This window comes from Pseudomonas sp. RSB 5.4 (assembly GCF_037126175.1).
Classification (GTDB): Bacteria; Pseudomonadota; Gammaproteobacteria; order Pseudomonadales; family Pseudomonadaceae; genus Aquipseudomonas; species Aquipseudomonas fluorescens_H.
In genome coordinates, this window is sequence record NZ_CP146986.1 from 900,966 (window position 1) to 916,850 (window position 15,885).

The following is a 15,885-nucleotide window of genomic DNA, read 5'->3' on the forward strand; positions in this document are numbered from 1 at the left end:
AGGGCGGCAGCACACCGGCTATCCAGTGTGCAGACGGGATCATTGCGCTGGTTGGGCTTTGATTTGTTCGGCCAGGGCAATCGGTTTGAAATCGTAGGTGGGATAGAACTCGGTTCGGTAACTGCCCCACGCGGTGTTTTCCAGTGCGAGGTTGACTTCGGCCAGGCGCGATGCCGGGAAGCGCACGGTGACCACTTGGCCGATGCCCATCATGATTTTCCAGCTCACCACTTCCACCCCGGCCGGGGGAAAGGTTTTATAGAACCCCTGTTGCGCGGGCTGGGCCTTGAGTTCGCTCAGCGGTTGCGACTGAAACACCGATGCAGGTACAAATACTGCATTGACGTAACCGCACTACAGTGCAGCGACGTCAATTCGCAGGGCGGCGGGTCAGAACGTCACGTCGGCACTGTTGATCAACCGGGCGAAGGCAGCGCCGAGGGTTGCGTTGTGGTGATCGATGATCGCCTGCGCGGCGAGCGCGGGGGTGTCCATGCACGTGTGAGCGTCGGCCACGAGCACGGGTTTGAAACCGAGGTCGGCAGCGGCGCGGCAGGTGCTGTCGATGCAGAACTGGCTTTTCATTCCGACGATATACAGGTCATCGATCTGCGCCGATTCGAGCCGGCGCGCCAGGTCCGTGCCGTGGAAAGCATTGGGGCGGGATTTGTTGAAGAGGGTATCGACTTCTGCATCCAGCTCCAGTGCCGGCAGCAATTGCCAGAATGGGCTGCCCGCAGCAACCGGCGAACCTTCCGGCCCGGTGTGGCGCACGGCGAAGATTGGCACGTATTGTTGGCGAGCCAGAGCAATCAGGTGTTGGATATTGGCGAGGAGGCGCTCACCGTCATGGGGTTTTTCCGGGCCATGGAACAGACCGACCTGCATATCGATGATCAACAGTGCTGCGGACATGGTGTTTCTCCTTGAGTGACTCACTGGTTTGCAACAGCAGCCGCACGGACGGGAGAAACAACAAGGCCCCGTCCATTGCTGGCGGGGCCTTGGGTTTGCTGCGCTGGTTTTACCTCACGCACAAACACCACGACCCGCCGGTGGCGGTCGTGGTGGTACGGGTGAGGTGCAGCGCGCAAACGTTCATGTGGCCGATGATGCGGGGGCCCTTGGCGGGCTGTCAACTGGCGTACTGGGCGATGCCGTTGCCGAACGACCAGTTCTCTTTTTTGACCTCAACCAGATTGATGAACACGTCTTCCAGGCGAATGCCCAGATGGGTGTTCAGGTTCTGGGCGATGGTCTGGTACAGGGCTTTTTTCTGCTCCAGGTTCCGGCCTTCGTTGAGGGTGATCTGGATGATCACCAGCTGATCGGTGCGCTGGATGCCCAGGTATTGCGGGTCGAAGATGAAATGCTCGCCGTCGTGTTCGTTGAGGATCTGGAAGTTATCGTGCTCCGGGACGTTGATGGCGCTGCGCATGGCGGCGTAGATCTGTTCGCCGATGCGTTTGGCGAAGGTGGGATCGGCGTGTTTTTTGATTTCGACGCGGACGAGGGGCATGGGTAGAGACTCCGTGGGGCAGGGGACTCCTCTCACGCTAGAGCATGCCGGCCAAATTGAAAGTGTGGAGTGATGAATTCGCCGCTGTTTTTGTATGAGGCTGCCTACAATTTTCGCGGATTTTGCCTACGAATTTGGCAGATGCATCTGCTATCGGAATGGTGATGAACGCGAAATCATGAGGCACAAAGCAGCCCGGGCAATGACTGCCAATAGCCAAGGAAGGCAAATGCTTCAAAACAATCGAGAACACCTGGAACTCGAAAGGCTCCGAAATGAAACACGCAAACTCATCGCCGAAAGAAAAAAACTTCTGGCGGAAGAAAAGAAGCTAAGCAGGGAAACGTATTTATATCCGCTCGCCGTATTAGGTGCCCTGGTGACTGCAATCACTGCGGTAGCAAGTGTTTTTTTCAAGTTTTGAGTGTTTTTGTTTCACCACCGTCAGACCCATAAGCCAAAAAGGAAAAACGAACATGAGCACCTATGACCTCAAAGCCAGAATGGAAGAACTGGAACGTGAGCACGATGAGTGGGAAGAAAGAATGCGTATTAAAAACAAGGGCGATATTTACCCAATCTTGGGAATGTTGGCGTTCGGCCTGTTTTGCATGTCACTCGGATTTCTCCTGGCCCGATCGATCTGATCAAGTCCTGTCGTTCGAATTGGCGCTGAAACTTGCCGGAAAACGACATCTCGCGTATCCGTAGCCGACAGGATTTTTCTCGAAAACGACAACCCGCTGATCTGCTCCGTACAACCATTCCTCAGCTAAGTCTTTGCTTCTGCTCATTTATCGCGGAGAATCGCGCCCCTGTTTCGGCCGGAGCATGTCTGTCGGTTTTTTCCGACGCGTCCTGACCGAGTGGCAAGTGACCGGAATGCGGAGATCCGACCGGATGAATGATCAGGCCAATAGCGTCGACGAACGCTATGAAGCGGCAGCACCAGCTGAACTGTCGAGCTGGAATCGCCATGACACCACGTGGATGTTGGGACTGTTCGGGACGGCCATTGGCGCCGGTACCCTGTTTTTGCCGATCAACGCCGGTCTGGGTGGCTTCTGGCCGCTGGTGATCCTCGCGCTGCTGGCCTTCCCGATGACGTTCTTCGCCCACCGAGGCCTGACCCGCTTCGTACTCTCCGGTCGCGAAGGCGCGGACATCACCGACGTGGTCGAGCAGCATTTCGGCATCAAGGCCGGCGCGCTGATCACCCTGCTGTACTTCTTCGCCATTTTCCCGATCCTGCTGATCTATAGCGTCGGTCTGACCAACACGGTCGCCAGTTTCCTCGAACATCAACTGCACATCACGCCGCCACCGCGCGCGCTGCTGTCGTTCGTGCTGATCCTCGGCCTGCTGGCCGTGGTGCGTTGCGGCGAGCAGGTGATCGTCAAGGCGATGAGCCTGATGGTGTACCCGTTCATCGTTGCGTTGCTGTTCCTCGCGGTGTACCTGATTCCGCACTGGAATGGCGGCATTCTCACCACCGCTTCGCAAGTACCGGCGCCGTCGGCGCTGCTGCACACGCTGTGGCTGGCGATTCCGGTGATGGTGTTCTCGTTCAACCACTCGCCGATCATCTCGGCGTTTGCGGTGGACCAGAAGCGTCGTTACGGGGTCAACGCTGACCAGCGCAGCTCGCAGATCCTCTGCCGCGCCCACCTGCTGATGGTGGTGATGGTGCTGTTCTTCGTCTTCAGTTGCGTGCTGACCCTGTCGCCGGAACAACTGGCCGAAGCCAAGGCGCAGAACCTGTCGATCCTGTCGTACCTGGCTAACCACTTCAGCAACCCGACCATCGCTTTCGCGGCGCCGTTGATTGCGTTCGTGGCGATTTCCAAGTCGTTCCTCGGCCACTACATCGGTGCCAGCGAAGGCCTCAAGGGCCTGATCGTCAAGAGCGGCAAGCGTCCGGGCGCCAAGGCGCTGGATCGCATCGTGGCGGCGTTCATGCTGGTGGTGTGCTGGATCGTCGCGACCCTGAACCCGAGCATCCTCGGCATGATCGAGACCATCGGTGGCCCGGTGATCGCCGCGATTCTGTTCCTGATGCCGATGTACGCGATCCGTAAAGTGCCGGCGATGGCACGCTATCGCGGTCAGGCGTCGAACGTGTTTGTCACCGCCGTAGGTCTGGTGGCGATTTCGGCGTTGATTTATTCGCTGACGGCGTAAGCCAAAGCTCCAGATACTCAGCTACAGTGGCCGCTGTGCGTGATGCGCACAGCGGCTTTTTTTTCGTCTGGAGACAGTGGATTGTCGAGCGCGCCCCAACCTGTAGAACCACCCAATCGCTGGCAGGACATCCTCGCCGGTCTGTCGATTGCCGGTCTGTTGTTGCCCGAAGCAGTCGCTTATTCCACCATCGCCGCGCTGGCGCCCCAGGCCGGGGTGATCGCCTTGTTTGCCGGGTTACTCTGTTATGGGCTGTTTGGCACCAGTCGTTTTGCGATTGTTTCGGCCACTTCTTCCTCGGCGGCGGTGTTGGCGGCGGCGACTGCAACCCTGGCCAATGGCGATCCGCAGCTGCGTTCTACGCTGGCCATCGGGCTGGTACTGGTCAGCGGTGGGTTGTTCTTGCTGGCCGGAGTATTCCGCTTGGGCACTGTCACGTCGTTTATCGCCAAGCCGGTGCTGCGTGGGTTTGCCTTCGGCCTGGCCCTGACCATCATCCTCAAGCAGGTCGCCAGCGTGGTCGGCGTGCATCTGACCGACGCCAATCTGGTGCGCTTCGCCCCGCAATTACTCGAACAACTGCCGCAATGGAACTGGCCGGCGGCGGCTGTCGCAGCGGTGGCGTTGCTGCTGTTGGGACTGTTTTCGCGCTTTCCACGGGTCCCCGGTGGTTTGCTGGTGGTGGTGATCGGCATTGTCGCCGGGCAATGGCTGAACCTGCCGGCTCATGGCGTGAGCATGATCGGTTTAATCGACCTGAGCCTTGAAGTGCCGAGCCTGCCGGTGTTGCCGTTTGCCGACTGGCTGCGGCTGGGTGAGGTCGGGTTCGCGCTGGTAATGATTCTGTATGCCGAGTCTTACGGTTCGATCAGCTCTTACGCGCTTAAGCACGGTGACCGTGTGACCTCCAACCGTGATCTGCTGGCGCTGGGTGCCTCGAATCTGTTGTCGGGATTGTTCCATGGCATGCCGGCGGGGGCCGGGTATTCGGCGACGTCGGCGAACGAGGCTGCCGGGGCGACTTCCCGCTGGGCCGGTGGGGTGGCGGCGCTGGTGGTACTGGTGATCGTGCTGACGGTACTGCCGTGGATCGCTCTGACGCCGGAGCCGATTCTGGCCGCCATCGTGATTCATGCGCTGGCGCGGGGCTTGAGTCTGCAGCCGCTGGGGCGCTATTTCGTCTGGCGCCGGGATCGGGTGCTGGTGTTGTGCGCGGTGGGGGCGGTGCTGGTACTGGGCATTCTCGACGGGTTGCTGGTGTCGGTGGCCATCAGCGTGCTGCTGATGCTCAAACAGATGTCGGCGGCGGACATTCAGGTGCTCGGACGGATCGACGGCGGGCATGATTTTGTCGATCTGCAACGCCATCCAACGGCGACAATCGAGCCGGGAGTGTTGATTGTGCGGCCCAGTGAGGCGTTGTTCTTTGCCAACGTCGAGCGGATTCTCGGTGCAGCGTTGCGCCTGATTCGCCATTCGGAGGCGCCGGTGCACACGGTGATCCTGAGTCTGGAGGAAACTCCGGACCTGGACGGCACCAGCATCGAGGCGATGCAGGAGTTTTTCCTGCGGGTGCATCAGGAAGGCAAGCGGTTGATTCTGGCGCGGCTCAAGCATGAGGCACTGGCGGTGCTGGAGGCGTTGCCTGAAGTGCAAGCAAATGGCGTGACGCTTAGCGGGCTGAGCGTTGATGGCGCGGTCCGGCAAGCCCTCAAACTCAACACTTAACCCCCGGTATTCCAAGGCATAAAAAAACGCCGCGCATCTCACGATGGGCGGCGTTTTCTATTGCTTTGTAACGTTAGGCTTGAACGACCGGAATCTTGGCGTTCGCAGCTGCTTCACGGAACTCGGCGATCTGGTCGAAGGACAGGTAGCGGTAGACATCGGCCGCCATGCTGTCGATCTTGCCAGCGTATTCCATGTACTCCTCGACGGTCGGCAGGCGACCCAGGATCGAAGCCACGGACGCCAGCTCGGCCGAAGCCAGGTAGACATTCGCGCCGTCGCCCAGGCGGTTCGGGAAGTTACGGGTCGAAGTCGAGACCACGGTGCTGTTCGGCTCAACGCGTGCCTGGTTACCCATGCACAGCGAGCAGCCTGGCATTTCCATGCGCGCGCCGGCCTTGCCGTAGATGCCGTAGTAGCCTTCTTCGGTCAGTTGGTGAGCGTCCATCTTGGTCGGCGGCGACAGCCACAGACGGGTAGGCAGCTGACCCTTGACCTGATCCAGCAGTTTACCGGCAGCGCGGAAGTGACCGATGTTGGTCATGCACGAACCGATGAACACTTCGTCGATCTTCTCGCCAGCAACGCTGGACAGCAGACGGGCGTCGTCCGGATCGTTCGGTGCGCACAGTACCGGCTCGTTGATGTCGGCCAGATCGATTTCGATGACTTCGGCGTATTCGGCGTCGGCATCGGCTTCCATCAGCTCAGGGTTGGCGATCCAGGCTTCCATCGCTTGCGCGCGACGTTCCAGGGTACGTGCATCGCCGTAGCCTTCGCCGATCATCCAGCGCAGCAGGGTGATGTTGGACTGCAGGTACTCGGTGATCGACTCTTTCGACAGCTTGATGGTGCAACCGGCAGCCGAACGTTCGGCCGAGGCGTCGGACAGTTCGAACGCCTGCTCCAGGGTCAGACCTTCCAGGCCTTCGATTTCCAGGATGCGGCCGGAGAAGGCGTTTTTCTTGCCTTTCTTCTCGACGGTCAGCAGACCGTTCTGGATGGCGAAGTAAGGAATGGCATGAACCAGGTCACGCAGGGTGATGCCAGGTTTCATTTTGCCTTTGAAGCGCACCAGGATCGATTCCGGCATGTCCAGCGGCATGACGCCGGTGGCAGCGGCGAACGCGACCAGGCCGGAACCGGCCGGGAACGAGATGCCCATCGGGAAACGGGTGTGCGAGTCACCACCGGTACCCACGGTGTCCGGCAGCAGCATGCGGTTCAGCCACGAGTGGATGATGCCGTCGCCCGGACGCAGGGAAACGCCGCCGCGGGTCATGATGAAGTCAGGCAGGGTGTGGTGGGTGGTCACGTCGATCGGCTTCGGATACGCCGCGGTGTGGCAGAAAGACTGCATCACCAGGTCAGCGGAGAAGCCCAGGCACGCCAGGTCTTTCAGTTCGTCACGGGTCATTGGACCGGTGGTGTCCTGAGAACCCACGGTGGTCATCTTCGGTTCGCAGTAGGTGCCAGGACGAACGCCTTGGCCTTCTGCCAGACCGCAAGCCTTGCCGACCATTTTCTGCGCCAGGGTGAAGCCCTTGGTGCTTTCAGCCGGTGCTTCAGGCTTCTTGAACAGATCGAATGCTGGCAGACCCAGTTCGGCGCGAGCCTTTTCGGTCAGGCCACGGCCGATGATCAGCGGAATACGACCGCCGGCACGGACTTCGTCCAGCAGCACAGGGGTCTTCATTTCGAAGGTGGTGATGACTTCGTCGGTACCGTGCTTGCAGACTTTGCCTGCGTGCGGGTACAGGTCGATCACGTCGCCCATGTTCATGTTCGACACGTCGAACTCGATTGGCAGTGCGCCGGCATCTTCCATGGTGTTGTAGAAGATCGGAGCGATTTTGCTGCCGAAGCAGAAACCGCCAGCGCGCTTGTTCGGCACGTAAGGGATGTCGTCGCCGAAGAACCACAGGACCGAGTTGGTCGCCGATTTACGCGAGGAACCGGTACCGACCACGTCACCGACGTAGGCGATCGGGAAGCCTTGGCCGCGCATCTCTTCGATCTGCTTCATCGGGCCGGTCTTGCCTTGCTCGTCCGGAACGATGCCGTCACGAGCCATTTTCAGCATGGCCAGGGCGTGCAGCGGGATGTCAGGACGCGACCAGGCGTCTGGCGCAGGGGACAGGTCGTCGGTGTTGGTTTCGCCGGTGACCTTGAACACGCGCAGGCTGATCTTGTCGGCCAGTACCGGGCGCTTCTTGAACCACTCGCCGTCAGCCCAGGATTGCAGCACGGCTTTGGCGTGAACGTTGCCGTTCTTGGCTTTTTCAGCCACGTCGTGGAAGGCATCGAACATCAGCAGGGTGTGCTTGAGTTCTTCGGCAGCCACTGGCGCCAGTTCGGCGTTGTCCAGCAGTTCAACCAGGGTCACGATGTTGTAGCCACCCTGCATGGTGCCGAGCAGTTCTACAGCGCGCTTCTTGTCCAGCAGAGGGGAGGTGACTTCGCCTTTGGCCAGGGCCGACAGGAAACCGGCTTTGACGTAAGCGGCTTCGTCCACGCCTGGTGGTACGCGATTGGTGATCAGGTCAACGAGGAAAGCTTCTTCGCCAGCCGGAGGATTCTTCAGCAGCTCGACCAGGCCTGCAGTTTGTTCGGCGTTAAGCGGCTGGGGAACGATACCCAGGGCTGCACGCTCTTCGATATGTTTGCGGTAGGCTTCAAGCACAGTTATTACCCTCATCAGTGGTCCCAAATGGGTGTCCGGGACGCTCGTCGCGAAATGCTCGTACTCATGCGCTGCGCGGCGTTGTGGGCCGCTTAGCCAGAATTACCGACCATTCCTTACAGAAGCTGCTTTCAAAGTTTTACGCCTGCAGAACGGGGAGCTGATGAGGGTTGGCGTTGGGCTTTTCCCCGCTGGAAAAACCCTTCGCCAACACCGCTCTGAAGGAACGACTGTGCTCGTGACGCTTTGAAAACAGCTTCTAACGGACATTGGCGCCTTAAAAGGCTGGCTGATTCTACGGCAAAAAAAATTTAAAGGTAAGTCGCGCTCTATTGGACTTTGGTGGCGTTGTGCGCGGGCGAGGCAAACCGCGAGCCAGCGCTTGCCCCTGACGTTTGAGGGGTGATCAATGCCCGACAAAGGGCTAACATGCCGGCCTGTTCCGCGTTTCAGTGTTTTGCCAATTTATGCCCAATCAGACCATCAAGACCCCCTGCGTCGGCCTCTGCTCCACTGTTTACGGAGATCTGGTGTGCCGTGGCTGCAAGCGTTTCCACCACGAAGTGATCCACTGGAATGGTTACGGCGAGGAGGAAAAGCGTGCGGTGTGGTTGCGGCTGGAGCAATTGCTGTCACAAGTGATGGCCAGCAAGGTCGAGATCTTCGATCCGGCGCGCCTGCGCCTGCAACTGGAACAGCGCAAGATCCGCTTCGTGCCGCATCAGTCGGAGTATTGCTGGGCCTATCAGCTGATTGCTCGCGGGGCGCGGGTGATCATTAATCTGGAAGCCTACGGGATGGTGTTGCTGCCGGAGTTCCGCGACTGGAACCTGCCGGAATTGCGTGACGCCATTGATCGGGAATTCTTCCTGCTGTCGGAAGCGCATTATCAGCGCTACATCGCTCCCGGTTTCCTCAAGGACGCCTTCGGCGCCTGAAGATCAAAAGCTTCGCGAGCAAGCCCGCTCCCACGGGGATTTTGTGTTCGACATCAATCCACTGTGGGAGCGGGCTTGCTCGCGAAGGGGCCGTTTCAGGCACCGCAACGCTTAATGCTTCACCGCCAACTCCACCAGATGATCCTCAACCTCCAGCGGCTTGAGTACCAGCACATCGCTTTCCAGCGCATCCAGCACCACTTCGGCGGTATTGCCGATCAATGCGCCCGACAACCCGGTTCGCGCCACGGTGCCGATCACCGTCACCGCCGCCTGCAGCTTGTGCGCCATGAACGGAATCAGCACGTCCGCCGGGCCTTCCTCGATGTGCAGATGCTCGTCATCCACATCGAATTCAGCCTGAAACGCCTTGCATTGCTCGCGGTACTTCGCCTCGATCGTCGACTTGAGCTGGAACACCGGATCCGCCGAGGACAGCATCGGCGACGGATGGGCCGTGATGACATGCAGATGCCCCTTGGCGAGGCTCGCGATGTCGTAGCCGTGATCGATGATCGTGGTGTGCAAATGCCGGTGTTCGCCATCGGCATTGCCGACATCGACGGCCGCCAGAATCACCCGGTCTTTCCACGGTGTGCTGGTTTTCACCAGCAGTACCGGGGTCGGGCAGTGCCGCAGCAGTTTCCAGTCGGCCGGGGTCAGCAGGGCTTTTTTCAGGGCGCTGTCGGGGAAGTGCTGTTTGACCACCAGCCCGCAGCCTTCGGCCTGCTGCACATCGATGATGGTTTCGTGCAGGCTCTCGTTCCACGCCTGTTCGGTGGTCACGCTGTAGCCATCGGCGATCAGCGCGGCTTTGAGTACACCGAGCATGGCAGCGTGGTCGTGCTTGCGGTCACACACCAGCAGGTGCAGATGGGCCTGCGTCACACCGGCGATCAACTTGGCGCGCTTGAGCGCCAGGCTTTCCGAATGTTCGGGGTCGATGACCACCAGAATGCTGCGAATGGCTTGCATGAGCGGAGTCTCCAGCAAAGAAAAGGCACGGCGTAGCACAACTATAGTTGCTGTTCATGTGCCTGCGACTTGATGCATATCAACGCCTGCGACTGGTGGTCTGCGGGCAGGCCGGTATAATCGGCGGCCTTTGCTCGTACACCTTTTACCGTGAGCCCCATGATCCTTCCCGAAATCCACGAATTCCTTGGCTGCCGCACGCCTGACGCCTGGGTCCAGGCGGCACTGGCCGATCAGGAAACCCTGCTGATCGACCACAAGAACTGCGAGTTCAAGGCCGCCAGTACCGCGCTGAGCCTGATTGCCAAGTACCATTCCCACGTCGACCTGATCAACATGATGTCGCGTCTGGCCCGGGAAGAACTGGTGCACCACGAACAAGTCATGCGCATCATGAAGCGCCGCAAGATCGAGCTGCGCCAACTGCACGCCGGGCGTTACGCGTCGAGTCTGCGCAAAGTGGTGCGCAGCCACGAACCGGTGAAACTGGTGGATACGCTGGTGGTCGGCGCATTTATCGAAGCGCGCAGTTGCGAGCGTTTCGAAGCGCTGGTGCCGCATCTCGACGAAGAACTCGGCAAGTTCTATTTCGGTCTGTTGAAAAGCGAGGCGCGGCATTTTCAGGGTTATCTGAAACTGGCCTACCAGTACGGCGACGCGAAGGACATCGCTCAGGTGATCGACAAGGTCCGTGCTGCCGAGCAGGAACTGATCGAGTCGCCGGATGAAGAGTTCCGCTTTCACAGTGGTGTGCCGGCTGCGGCCTGAGACACAAACTGTTAAAAACTCTTAAGAGTATGAAATATCACCGAAAACCGGCCCCTGCGGCCGGTTTTTGCTGCCCGAAACAACGCCTCGGCGGCGATTGCCGCCATACTGTCGCCCACTTCACACATGGGTTGGCAGACGGTCGTTATGGATAACCTGGGTTTTGGCAAAGTCCTGCTGGTCGAAGACGACGAGCGTCTGGCCACGCTGATTGCGCACTTTCTCGAACAGCATGGCTACGAAGTGCGCGCGGTGCACCGCGGCGATCTGGCGGTGGCCGCGTTTCTCGAGTTCCAGCCCAAAGTGGTGGTGCTCGACCTGATGCTGCCGGGGCAGAGCGGCTTGCACGTGTGCCGGGAAATTCGCAGTGTGGCGGACACGCCGATTGTCATCCTTACCGCCAAGGAAGACGATCTCGACCACATTCTCGGTCTGGAATCCGGCGCCGATGACTACGTGATCAAGCCGATCAAACCGCCGGTATTGCTCGCTCGGCTGCGCGCCTTGCAGCGGCGCCAGGTGCCGGACAGCGGCGTGGTCAGCTCGCTGGAATTCGGACGGTTGAGCATCGATCGCAGCTGCCGCGAAGTGCGTCTGGCCGGCGAGATCATCGAAATGACCACCATGGAATTCGAGCTGCTGTGGCTGCTGGCCAGCGCCGCCGGCAAAACCCTGTCCCGCGATGACATCCTCAATCGCATGCGCGGTATCGCTTTTGACGGGCTCAACCGCAGCGTCGACGTGTATATCAGCAAATTGCGCAACAAACTCAAAGACAATCCCCGCGAACCGGTGTGCATCAAGACCGTGTGGGGCAAGGGTTACCTGTTCAATCCGTTCGCGTGGGAGCTGTAAATGCTGCGGTTATTCCTCGGGCTGTTTCTGGTCATGACGGTGGGGCTGGTTCTGGCCCTGCAAACCGTCGAGCACACCTTCAACGCCTTGCTCGACAATCAGATGCAGGCCTACAACCGTGAGGCGGTACGCGGGCAGGCGTGGTCGCTGGTCGAACACATGCGTGATCAGCAGGGCGCGGCGCGCGAGCAGCAACTGGAGGTGTTGCGCCCGCATTACGGCTTGTCGCTGAAGCTGATCGAGGCCGATCAACTGGATCTCAGCCCCGAGGAAAAGGAAGAACTGGCGCAGAACCTGTTGGTGATTCGCGACAACTACACCCAGTTCATCAGCAACATCGACGGTGGCTCGCAACTGCTCAGCATCAAGCTGCCGCCCGAGCCGAGCCTGATGCCGTTCTACATCGCGGTGGCTTACGCGATGCTCGCAGTGCTGATCGGCATCGTCCTGTTCTTCTGGGTGCGCCCGCACTGGCGTGATCTGGAAAAACTGCGTCTGGCCGCCGAACGCTTTGGCGACAACGACCTGTCGGTGCGTATTCAACTGTCGAAACGCTCGAACATTCGCGACCTGGCCGAACACTTCAACCTGATGGCGGCACGGATCGACAGCCTGATCGCCAATCAGCGCGAGCTGACCAACGCGGTGTCCCACGAACTGCGTACGCCGATTGCGCGATTGTCGTTCGAACTCGACCAACTCAAGCAACAGCCCGACGCCAGTCAGAACCGCGAGCTGATCGCCGACATGTACGCCGACCTCGGCGAGCTGGAAGAAATGGTCTCTGAGCTGTTGACCTACGCCAGCCTCGAACGCGGCGCGACGGTAATCAAACGTGAAAACATTCAAGCGGCCAACTGGCTCGACAGCGTGGTCGGCAGCGTGGCGCTGGAGGCGGAAGCGGCGGGGGTGCAGTTGCTGATTGGTGACTGCCTGCTCGACACCGTACGCATCGAGCCGCGCTTTATGGCGCGGGCGGTGATCAATCTGCTGCGCAACGCCATTCGTTATGCCGAGCAGCGTGTCGAAGTGACGCTGGTACGCAGCGGCGATTACTACGAAGTGCGGGTCAACGACGACGGCCCGGGTGTGCCGGTGGAGGGGCGGGAGAAAATCTTCGAGCCGTTCTCGCGGCTGGATGCCAGTCGCGACCGTCGTACCGGCGGTTTCGGCCTGGGGCTGGCGCTGGTGCGGCGGGTGTCGCAGTCCCATGGTGGGCAGGTCGAGGTCGGGGAATCGGCTTGGGGTGGGGCGTCGTTTCGGATGACCTGGGCGCATCTGGACTGATTTGTGCTGTCAGTTCCGGCCCTATCGCTGGCAAGCCAGCTCCCACAGGTTTTGTGTACGCCCAGGAACCTGTGGGAGCTGGCTTGCCAGCGATAGGGCCATCAATCACACCATAAACCCCTGCTCATTTGACCAATCCCAACCGCTCATGCCACTGCGCAATCGACTCCTCGGGGTACACCGCAAACTGCTTGTCCTTGGGTTTCGCATCCACCTCGACCCAGGACGCCTTCGACCCGAGCATCAAATGCGTGTGCTCCGGCGGCACCGGCAGCGGCGTATCGATGGCCGAAGCGAATGGGTGAATCAGTTCTGGCCATTCCGGGCTGAACAGCCACAGGCCACTGCCGCACTGAGAGCAGAAATGCCGCTCGGCTGTGCTGCGATGGGCACGCTTTTCGCCTTCTTCCTTCATCTTCGCGTGGTAGATGCTGATGTGCTTGCGACCCTGGACTTTCAGACTGGCCGCATCGCCGCCGAGGTTGATCGCGTAACCGCCACCGCCCTGGGTCTTGCGGCAGATCGAGCAGTAGCAGCGTTGATAAGGGTAGGGGTTAGCGCTGGTCAGACTGAAGGTGACGGCGCCGCAATGGCAGGAGCCTTCGAGGTGCATGGGGGGCCTCCGGTTGGCTGGAAGAGTTTGAATGAGCCTAGAAGAATTGTGTGAATGTGCCGACGCCATCGCTGGCAAGCCAGCTCCCACAGTGATTTTTGGTGTGCGCGGCTTTGCCATTCGACACAAAACCTGTGGGAGCTGGCTTGCCAGCGATGAACGATAACGCGGTGCGACTGGACGCCTGCTCAAGGCCCGGTCAGCATGTCCCCAAAAAAGGCACCCCAATCCATGCGAAGACTCCCCTCACTGGCCGCCCTGCGAACCTTCGAATGCGCCGCCCGCCACGCGCATTTCGGTCGGGCCGCCGCCGAGTTGTGCGTCACCGACAGCGCGGTCAGTCACCAGATCCGTCAACTCGAAGAACAACTCGGCGTCTCGCTGTTCATCCGCGAAGGCCGGCAGATCCGCCCGACCATCGCCGCCGGACGCCTGATGCAAAGCCTGCAGCAGGCCTTCGAACTGATCGGCGAGGCCTGCGATGAGCTCCGCGATCCGTCCTCGTTGGCGGTGTTGCGCCTGGCGGTCACCGCCGAACTGGCGCAGAAGTGGCTGATGAATCGCCTCACCGATTTTTACGCACGCTATCCGCACATCACCCTGCATCTCTACGAGCAGCCGATTGACGCCAGTGCCCCCGGCGAAGACATCGATCTGGCAATCACCTACGGCACCGGCCCGGTGGACAGCAGCGCCTACTTCGTGCGGCCGTTGCCGGCGCTGCAATTCTTTCCGGTGTGCAGCCCCGGACTGTTCAACCAGGGCTCTCTGAAAGCCCCGAAGGACCTGGCCCGTCATTGCTTGCTGCACGACGATCAGGACGGCAAGACCTGGACCGCCTGGCTCACCAGTCATGCCGGCGATCTGCGTCCGCAGCGCCAGTTGTATTTCGCCCACGCCGGTCTGGCGCTGGAAGCGGCGGCGCAGGGGCAGGGCGTGGCGATGGGCGACAACCTCACCGCGCAGGAGGACTTGCTGAGCGGACGCCTGGTGCGGCCGTTTGCGTCAAGCATGACCGCGCTGGGCCAATATGCGCTGGTCTGCGAGCGGCTGCGCCTGGAACGTCCGGCGGTGGCGCAGATGCTCGAATGGTTCAACGAACAACTGGCCGATTGATGAGTTGAATTCAACTGTTCCGCAATAATCATCGTTGGCGGGCCAGGCGTCAGCGACCGTAGCCTGTGGTCATTCCCAACCCCAAGACGAGGTTTGACCATGGCACGTTTGCTCGACTCCACCCCCAAACACGACGGCTTTCGTCTGCCCGGCGAATTCGAAGCCAAATCCGGTTGCTGGCTCGGCTGGCCGGAGCGCACCGACGTGTGGCGCAACGGTGCGAAACCGGCGCAGAAAGTCTGGGTACAGATTGTCAGCGCCATCGCGCAGAGCGAACCGGTCACCGTGTGCGCCTCCGCTGCGCAATTCGCCACTGCGCGCCGCCAGTTGCCACCGCAGGTGCGCGTGGTCGAGATGACCTGCAACGACACCTGGTTTCGCGACAGCGGCCCGTGTTTCGTGGTCAACGACCAGAGCGGCGAAGTGCGTGGCGTCGACTTCGAATTCAACGCTTACGGCGGCCTCGACGGCGGGCTGTACTACCCGTGGGACAAGGACGACCAGATCGCCAGCAAGATCCTCGAAATCGAACGTTTCGACCGTTACCGTGCACCGCTGATTGCCGAACTCGGCGGCATCCAGAGTGACGGCCAGGGCAGCATCCTCACCACCGAACAATGCCTGCTCAACCGCAATCGCAACCAGCATCTGGGCAAAGACGAAGTCACTCGGCGCCTGACCGATTACCTCGGCGCCGAGCAGGTGATCTGGCTGCCACGGGGCTGCAAGTTCGACGAGACCGACGGCCATGTCGATGATCTGGCGTGCTTCGTACGCCCGGGCGAAGTGGTGCTGCAATGGACCGACAACCGCGATGATCCGCAGTGGGAAATCTATCAGGAGGCCTACGACATCCTGCGCAGCACCCGCGACAGCCGTGGTCGCGAGTTGATCGTGCATAAACTGCCGCAACCGGACGTGCTGGAGTGGACTGCCGAAGAAGCCGAAGGCCTCGATCAGCAGGACAGCACCCACACCCGTCAGGCCGGCACCCAAATCTGCGCGTCGTACATCAACTACTACGCTGGCAACAGCTCGATCGTGGTGCCGCTGTTTGGCGATCGCAACGATCAAGTGGCACTGGCGACGCTGGCCGAGCTGTTCCCGCAGCACAAGATCGTCGGCATCGAAAACTCCCGGGAAATCCTCCTCGGTGGCGGTAACGTTGCGTGCATCACCATGCCGCAATACGCCGGCGCGCCTCACAAGAAGGGGGTGTGAT

The 15,885-nt window shown here is 60.3% G+C and carries 15 protein-coding genes and 1 pseudogene; 10 read left to right on the plus strand and 6 right to left on the minus strand.

Annotation, left to right across the window (positions count from 1 at the left end; translation table 11 throughout):
* Positions 1-39 precede the first annotated feature (39 nt).
* The 3 genes and pseudogenes from V9L13_RS03915 to V9L13_RS03925 form a co-directional block, all read right to left on the minus strand.
* A pseudogene (locus V9L13_RS03915) lies at positions 40-342 on the minus strand (hypothetical protein); the annotation flags it as partial.
* A 48-nt stretch (positions 343-390) separates the two neighbouring features.
* Positions 391-915, minus strand: coding sequence for a cysteine hydrolase family protein (locus V9L13_RS03920; protein WP_338801546.1), 525 nt, complete (start codon positions 913-915; stop codon positions 391-393).
* A 220-nt stretch (positions 916-1,135) separates the two neighbouring features.
* The gene (locus tag V9L13_RS03925) at positions 1,136-1,519 is read right to left on the minus strand and encodes a tautomerase family protein (RefSeq protein WP_338801547.1); all 384 of its coding nucleotides are present in this window, start codon (positions 1,517-1,519) and stop codon (positions 1,136-1,138) included.
* Between the two features lie 229 nt (positions 1,520-1,748).
* On the opposite strand from V9L13_RS03925, the gene V9L13_RS03930 reads away from it, so the two are divergent.
* From V9L13_RS03930 to V9L13_RS03945, 4 genes are all read left to right on the plus strand, one after another.
* Positions 1,749-1,943 (plus strand): hypothetical protein, encoded by a 195-nt coding sequence (locus tag V9L13_RS03930; protein ID WP_103484404.1) that lies wholly within the window; start codon positions 1,749-1,751, stop codon positions 1,941-1,943.
* A 52-nt stretch (positions 1,944-1,995) separates the two neighbouring features.
* Positions 1,996-2,166, plus strand: a complete 171-nt coding sequence (locus V9L13_RS03935) for a hypothetical protein (protein WP_338801548.1) — start codon at positions 1,996-1,998, stop codon at positions 2,164-2,166.
* A gap of 253 nt (positions 2,167-2,419) precedes the next feature.
* Positions 2,420-3,700, plus strand: coding sequence for an HAAAP family serine/threonine permease (locus tag V9L13_RS03940; protein ID WP_103521732.1), 1,281 nt, complete (start codon positions 2,420-2,422; stop codon positions 3,698-3,700).
* Between the two features lie 81 nt (positions 3,701-3,781).
* Complete coding sequence (locus V9L13_RS03945) at positions 3,782-5,428, plus strand: SulP family inorganic anion transporter (RefSeq protein ID WP_338801549.1); 1,647 nt, start codon at positions 3,782-3,784, stop codon at positions 5,426-5,428.
* Between the two features lie 73 nt (positions 5,429-5,501).
* Here the strand turns inward: V9L13_RS03945 and acnB are convergent, their stop codons facing one another.
* Positions 5,502-8,111 carry a bifunctional aconitate hydratase 2/2-methylisocitrate dehydratase gene (acnB, locus tag V9L13_RS03950; RefSeq protein WP_225138908.1) on the minus strand — a complete coding sequence of 870 codons (2,610 nt, stop codon included), beginning with the start codon at positions 8,109-8,111 and terminating at the stop codon, positions 5,502-5,504.
* Between the two features lie 467 nt (positions 8,112-8,578).
* Here acnB and V9L13_RS03955 point away from each other — a divergent pair, with 467 nt between their 5' ends.
* Positions 8,579-9,049 (plus strand): DUF1289 domain-containing protein, encoded by a 471-nt coding sequence (locus tag V9L13_RS03955; protein ID WP_003224096.1) that lies wholly within the window; start codon positions 8,579-8,581, stop codon positions 9,047-9,049.
* Between the two features lie 111 nt (positions 9,050-9,160).
* Here V9L13_RS03955 and V9L13_RS03960 read toward each other — a convergent pair whose 3' ends face one another.
* Positions 9,161-10,024 (minus strand): universal stress protein, encoded by an 864-nt coding sequence (locus V9L13_RS03960; RefSeq protein ID WP_338801550.1) that lies wholly within the window; start codon positions 10,022-10,024, stop codon positions 9,161-9,163.
* Between the two features lie 159 nt (positions 10,025-10,183).
* Here V9L13_RS03960 and miaE point away from each other — a divergent pair, with 159 nt between their 5' ends.
* The 3 genes from miaE (at position 10,184) to V9L13_RS03975 (ending at position 12,934) form a co-directional block, all read left to right on the plus strand.
* Positions 10,184-10,792, plus strand: a complete 609-nt coding sequence (miaE, locus tag V9L13_RS03965) for a tRNA isopentenyl-2-thiomethyl-A-37 hydroxylase MiaE (RefSeq protein WP_003224098.1) — start codon at positions 10,184-10,186, stop codon at positions 10,790-10,792.
* Positions 10,793-10,939: 147 nt separating this feature from the next.
* Positions 10,940-11,647, plus strand: a complete 708-nt coding sequence (locus V9L13_RS03970) for a response regulator (protein WP_045122404.1) — start codon at positions 10,940-10,942, stop codon at positions 11,645-11,647.
* Positions 11,648-12,934: an ATP-binding protein gene (locus V9L13_RS03975; protein WP_338801551.1), complete on the plus strand. Its 1,287-nt coding sequence runs from the start codon at positions 11,648-11,650 to the stop codon at positions 12,932-12,934.
* Positions 12,935-13,058: 124 nt separating this feature from the next.
* On the opposite strand, the gene V9L13_RS03980 is transcribed toward V9L13_RS03975, so the two are convergent.
* Entirely contained in the window at positions 13,059-13,547 is a 489-nt protein-coding gene (locus V9L13_RS03980) for a GFA family protein (RefSeq protein ID WP_338801552.1), read from the minus strand.
* 231 nt (positions 13,548-13,778) lie between these two features.
* On the opposite strand from V9L13_RS03980, the gene V9L13_RS03985 reads away from it, so the two are divergent.
* Positions 13,779-14,663 carry a LysR substrate-binding domain-containing protein gene (locus V9L13_RS03985; RefSeq protein WP_338801553.1) on the plus strand — a complete coding sequence of 295 codons (885 nt, stop codon included), beginning with the start codon at positions 13,779-13,781 and terminating at the stop codon, positions 14,661-14,663.
* Between the two features lie 99 nt (positions 14,664-14,762).
* On the plus strand, positions 14,763-15,884 hold the full coding sequence (aguA, locus tag V9L13_RS03990; protein ID WP_003224105.1) for an agmatine deiminase: 1,122 nt from the start codon (positions 14,763-14,765) through the stop codon (positions 15,882-15,884).
* Position 15,885: the final 1 nt, after the last annotated feature.

What these genes read in the sequence shown, in the direction of transcription:
- V9L13_RS03925 (WP_338801547.1), bottom strand. Translation starts at nt 1,519, where the DNA reads ATGCCCCTCGTCCGCGTCGAAATCAAAAAACACGCCGATCCCACCTTC.
- V9L13_RS03985 (WP_338801553.1), top strand. Translation starts at nt 13,779, where the DNA reads ATGCGAAGACTCCCCTCACTGGCCGCCCTGCGAACCTTCGAATGCGCC.
- V9L13_RS03960 (WP_338801550.1), bottom strand. Translation starts at nt 10,024, where the DNA reads ATGCAAGCCATTCGCAGCATTCTGGTGGTCATCGACCCCGAACATTCG.
- V9L13_RS03955 (WP_003224096.1), top strand. Translation starts at nt 8,579, where the DNA reads ATGCCCAATCAGACCATCAAGACCCCCTGCGTCGGCCTCTGCTCCACT.
- miaE (WP_003224098.1), top strand. Translation starts at nt 10,184, where the DNA reads ATGATCCTTCCCGAAATCCACGAATTCCTTGGCTGCCGCACGCCTGAC.
- V9L13_RS03920 (WP_338801546.1), bottom strand. Translation starts at nt 915, where the DNA reads ATGTCCGCAGCACTGTTGATCATCGATATGCAGGTCGGTCTGTTCCAT.
- V9L13_RS03980 (WP_338801552.1), bottom strand. Translation starts at nt 13,547, where the DNA reads ATGCACCTCGAAGGCTCCTGCCATTGCGGCGCCGTCACCTTCAGTCTG.
- V9L13_RS03975 (WP_338801551.1), top strand. Translation starts at nt 11,648, where the DNA reads ATGCTGCGGTTATTCCTCGGGCTGTTTCTGGTCATGACGGTGGGGCTG.
- V9L13_RS03940 (WP_103521732.1), top strand. Translation starts at nt 2,420, where the DNA reads ATGAATGATCAGGCCAATAGCGTCGACGAACGCTATGAAGCGGCAGCA.
- V9L13_RS03970 (WP_045122404.1), top strand. Translation starts at nt 10,940, where the DNA reads ATGGATAACCTGGGTTTTGGCAAAGTCCTGCTGGTCGAAGACGACGAG.
- aguA (WP_003224105.1), top strand. Translation starts at nt 14,763, where the DNA reads ATGGCACGTTTGCTCGACTCCACCCCCAAACACGACGGCTTTCGTCTG.
- V9L13_RS03930 (WP_103484404.1), top strand. Translation starts at nt 1,749, where the DNA reads ATGCTTCAAAACAATCGAGAACACCTGGAACTCGAAAGGCTCCGAAAT.
- V9L13_RS03935 (WP_338801548.1), top strand. Translation starts at nt 1,996, where the DNA reads ATGAGCACCTATGACCTCAAAGCCAGAATGGAAGAACTGGAACGTGAG.